The organism is Nonomuraea sp. NPDC059023, assembly GCF_042740095.1.
Lineage (GTDB): Bacteria > Actinomycetota > Actinomycetes > Streptosporangiales > Streptosporangiaceae > Nonomuraea.
This window is the reverse complement of record NZ_JBHYIO010000116.1, coordinates 1-3,303: the sequence shown is the minus strand read 5'-3', so window position 1 is coordinate 3,303 and position 3,303 is coordinate 1. Positions and strand designations below refer to the sequence as shown.

Genomic DNA, 3,303 nt, shown 5'->3' with positions numbered 1-3,303 from the left:
CTTGTCGTCTCCTTTGGAGCCGTGATGGAACCTGGGCAGTACACCGACGTCATCTGGCATGACGGGCGCAAGGTGCGTATCTACCCGAACGGCGATCGTTTCTACGAAGACGAACTCGCCGCGATGTTCGCGGGCGCGGAGGAGCGGCTCAAGCAGCCGCTCCAGGTAGACGACCTGGACGAGCTGCGTGCCAGACTGGAGCGCCTACGAGCCGAGCGGGAGGCACGATGAGCGGCAGATTCTCCGGCGCGGACTGTTAGGGCCACGCCAGACCTACTGGCGGGCCTAGACAGGACCCGCATGTCCCGCACCGACAACACCATGCCGTACTGGATCCAACGTGAGGACCGGCCAGCGTGGACGCACTGGATGCACTACGGCGGCTGCTTCTCCGGGATCGAAGACTTCGCCCGCTTCTACGAGAAGCGGGCTCGCCAGCAGACTCGTCTCGCGCTGCTGCGCGGTGAGGAGCCGGAGCCGACCCAGCCTCGCGGCCAGGCCAAGTACGACTTCTTCTAGGAGGCGTGATGTCGGTGCGCTGGTGGCGCCGCGTGGATGCGGTGGCGCACTTCCTGCACTGTCCCGCCATGGCCGGGAAGAGGATGACCCGCCACACCCGCCTCCACGACGTGCACCTGATCCCGGGATGGCTGCTGGAGCGGGTGTGCGACCGGCTGGACATGGCGTGCGGGCTGACCCGAGAGGACATGGACCGCCGATGAAGACCGCTCTGGCGTTCTATGAGGACGATGAGGACCCGCGCGAGCTGCTGGCCGTGTTCGAGGCCGGCGAGAAGAGTTGGACGTCGTCCTCGGCGGTTCTGGTGCGCGTGGAGTGGCGGGAGGCGTGATGGCTCCGTTGATGGGTGCCCGCTCCTGGCAGTGGTTCACGCCGTCGTACGGCGACTACGTGCGCACCGGCCGGGGCCAGCAGCGCGCCTTCGAGAAGCGCCAGTTCGCCCGTGAGCTGTTCCCTGAGGGCGAGCTGGAGGTGTCCACAGATGTTTGGAGGGACTGCCTGCACGGCTGTGACGGCGAGTGCCTCATCTACGGAGGGCCGCACGAGTGCGGGTACACCTGCCACCCGGGACGTCTCCTGACCGCCGCTGACGTAGACCGGGCGGTGCGTGTCGCGATGTCGAGTTGAACTGAACATCCCCTCGCTCGCTTCGGTGGGCGAGTGCCACCCCTCGCGGGTGCTGCTAGAGAAGCCCTCGCTTCGGCCCTGACGGGTCGAGGCGAGGGCTTCTTCGTGTTGTACCGCTTCCGGGTAAGGCGGCCGGTAATGCAGGGAATTTGAAGGCAGAGCCACTCCATTTCTTCCCGAAACGGATGTGATCCTTCCCCTATTCAACTTGTCCCGAATGTGTGCTTTGAAGCGCTGTGATCCCTGGGACAATCGAGCACAGCTTCGACTTAGGCCCGGCACCTGCGCAAACAGGCCCGGGTTCGGCCAACCCTTCAAAGGAGAGTTGACGTGACCGAAAATAGCATCGTGCCCTCGCGCGGTCCCGAGCAGGGGTCGCCTTTCGACAAGATCCGCCATGAGGATGGTTATGGCCGTGAGTACTGGCTGGGCCGCGAGATGCAGCCCCTCATGGAGTACTCCCGCTGGGAAGACTTCGCCACGGTTATCGAGAAGGCCAAGGCGTCTCTAGCGCTTGTTCAGGGAGAAGCCGCAGCTCAGCATCATTTTCGGGAAGTCCCGAAAACGATCCAGATGCCGAAAGGTGCGCAGCGCCAGGTCCCCGACGCCCGGCTGACCCGCTTCGCCGCCTACCTCACGGCGATGGCCGGCGACGACACGAAGTCTGCCGTGGCCCACGCGCGGGTCTACTTCGCGGTCCGGGCGCGTGAGGCCGAGCTCGGCGCTCTGACGGTCGAGGAGATCCGCCAGACGGCGCTGGCCAGGGCGCGGGAGATGACCGACTACAAGATCTTCCGGGACATGATGGTGGAGAACGCCTCCGACTACGTCCCGAGCACCAAGGCCAGCAGCATGTTCTTCGCCATGATGCAGAACAGGCTGTACCGGCACATCACCGGGATGAGCGCTGTCGAGATCAAGAACGCTCGCGAGATCTGCCACTGGCAGGATCGGGAGAACGGGAAGACTTCGCCGACCAAGAAGGACCGGGACGTCGCGAAGAACTACCTGGCGGTCGGCGAGCTGAGGAAGCTGGAGCGGCTGCTCTCCGGCCATGCGAAGGATGATCTCTCCGAGGTTGGCCGCAGAGGTCGGATCGGTCTTGGCCAGCTTCGCCAGTTCCTCGACGACTCCGTCCTTGCCCTTCTCACGGTGGGCTGCGGTCACCTGGTCGACGATGTGGACGGCTTTCGCCGGGATTTCCGCCATGTTCCGTGCCCCTTCGGCGTGCGCTGGCTGGAGAGGGCTACCAGCCCCAGATGCCACTGGTCTTGTGCTCTTCGATCCGATCGCGCGCCCGCAGGACCGCCTCGTCCCGGGGTACGTCGTCGATCCGGTAGGTGGTGGCCACGAATGCCCTGCGCCGGTTGCAGCCGGGATAGCGGACTTCATAGTCGAGATCGCCGTCGAATACGACGCCGGTCACCTTGGCCTGGCAGCCGGGGTGCGGACGCTTGAACCAGCTCACGGTTACCACCGTCCCCAGAACGGGACCTTCTTCTCCGCGTCGAGGACCTCGCGGTTGGCCTTGTTGTAGTTGGCGTTGTCGTCGCGGATCGGCTTGCCGCCGCTCTTGGCGGCCTCACGGTCTGAGGTCTCTTCGAGGTTCTGGCGGGCGTTCTTGAGGTCCCGACGAGCCGCACGCGTGCCGACGGCCCTGTTGCGTGCGTTGCTGAACAGTCCCATGCTGATCATTTCCTTTCGTTGATTGGTTAGCGCGCCCAACATCCGCTGGCGTGCTTGTTGGCCTCGTAGGCGTTGCCGTCCGGGTCCTTGCGGCCACAGGCCAGGCACTCCCACGACCCGCGGACCTCGCGCTTCTCCCAGGTGACGGTGCCGCCGCCAGCGGTGGTGTAGGTGATCTTGTCCTTCATGAGTACGGCCCCTTTTCGTTGGTAACCCGTTGCTGCGGGACAGCGCATGTAGCTGGTGGCGTCTGTCACTGGGCGCGGCATTGGGCGGCGTGATCGTTGGCTTCGTCAACCGTGCTGCGCCTGGCTTTGAGGCAGCCGTTGCACGTCCATTCGCCGACGGAGCCTTGTCCGTAAACGAACGTGATCGTGTTGCCGCCGATGGTGTTGAACGTGGCCGTCTGGCCTGCGTCCGTCATGGTGATCTCCTGTCGTGAGCGGAGCGGGATGCTCCGGACGCCCGCCC

Annotated in this window: 9 protein-coding genes; 6 read left to right on the top strand and 3 right to left on the bottom strand. The window is 64.9% G+C overall.

Annotated features, from left to right (window positions below; genetic code table 11):
* The 6 genes from ACFWYW_RS59190 to rhuM all read left to right on the top strand — a co-directional run.
* Positions 1 to 231: hypothetical protein (locus ACFWYW_RS59190; RefSeq protein WP_379628179.1), on the top strand; the 231-nt coding region annotated here is incomplete at its 5' end.
* A 69-nt stretch (positions 232 to 300) separates the two neighbouring features.
* Complete coding sequence (locus ACFWYW_RS59185) at positions 301 to 519, top strand: hypothetical protein (RefSeq protein ID WP_379628181.1); 219 nt, start codon at positions 301 to 303, stop codon at positions 517 to 519.
* 8 nt (positions 520 to 527) lie between these two features.
* On the top strand, positions 528 to 722 hold the full coding sequence (locus ACFWYW_RS59180; RefSeq protein ID WP_379628183.1) for a hypothetical protein: 195 nt from the start codon (positions 528 to 530) through the stop codon (positions 720 to 722).
* Complete coding sequence (locus ACFWYW_RS59175) at positions 719 to 850, top strand: hypothetical protein (protein WP_379628185.1); 132 nt, start codon at positions 719 to 721, stop codon at positions 848 to 850. Before ACFWYW_RS59180 ends, ACFWYW_RS59175 begins: the two co-directional genes overlap by 4 nt.
* On the top strand, positions 850 to 1,146 hold the full coding sequence (locus ACFWYW_RS59170; protein WP_379628187.1) for a hypothetical protein: 297 nt from the start codon (positions 850 to 852) through the stop codon (positions 1,144 to 1,146). Before ACFWYW_RS59175 ends, ACFWYW_RS59170 begins: the two co-directional genes overlap by 1 nt.
* Before the next feature lie 330 nt (positions 1,147 to 1,476).
* Positions 1,477 to 2,604, top strand: a complete 1,128-nt coding sequence (gene rhuM / locus ACFWYW_RS59165) for a RhuM family protein (protein ID WP_379628189.1) — start codon at positions 1,477 to 1,479, stop codon at positions 2,602 to 2,604.
* Positions 2,605 to 2,616: 12 nt separating this feature from the next.
* On the opposite strand, the gene ACFWYW_RS59160 is transcribed toward rhuM, so the two are convergent.
* The 3 genes from ACFWYW_RS59160 to ACFWYW_RS59150 all read right to left on the bottom strand — a co-directional run.
* Positions 2,617 to 2,832, bottom strand: a complete 216-nt coding sequence (locus ACFWYW_RS59160; protein WP_379628191.1) for a hypothetical protein — start codon at positions 2,830 to 2,832, stop codon at positions 2,617 to 2,619.
* 26 nt (positions 2,833 to 2,858) lie between these two features.
* Complete coding sequence (locus ACFWYW_RS59155; RefSeq protein WP_379628193.1) at positions 2,859 to 3,020, bottom strand: hypothetical protein; 162 nt, start codon at positions 3,018 to 3,020, stop codon at positions 2,859 to 2,861.
* A gap of 65 nt (positions 3,021 to 3,085) precedes the next feature.
* On the bottom strand, positions 3,086 to 3,303 hold a 218-nt coding region (locus ACFWYW_RS59150; RefSeq protein WP_379641474.1), incomplete at its 5' end, for a hypothetical protein.

What these genes read in the sequence shown, in the direction of transcription:
- ACFWYW_RS59175 (WP_379628185.1), top strand. Translation starts at nt 719, where the DNA reads ATGAAGACCGCTCTGGCGTTCTATGAGGACGATGAGGACCCGCGCGAG.
- ACFWYW_RS59185 (WP_379628181.1), top strand. Translation starts at nt 301, where the DNA reads ATGTCCCGCACCGACAACACCATGCCGTACTGGATCCAACGTGAGGAC.
- ACFWYW_RS59160 (WP_379628191.1), bottom strand. Translation starts at nt 2,832, where the DNA reads ATGGGACTGTTCAGCAACGCACGCAACAGGGCCGTCGGCACGCGTGCG.
- ACFWYW_RS59180 (WP_379628183.1), top strand. Translation starts at nt 528, where the DNA reads ATGTCGGTGCGCTGGTGGCGCCGCGTGGATGCGGTGGCGCACTTCCTG.
- ACFWYW_RS59155 (WP_379628193.1), bottom strand. Translation starts at nt 3,020, where the DNA reads ATGAAGGACAAGATCACCTACACCACCGCTGGCGGCGGCACCGTCACC.
- ACFWYW_RS59170 (WP_379628187.1), top strand. Translation starts at nt 850, where the DNA reads ATGGCTCCGTTGATGGGTGCCCGCTCCTGGCAGTGGTTCACGCCGTCG.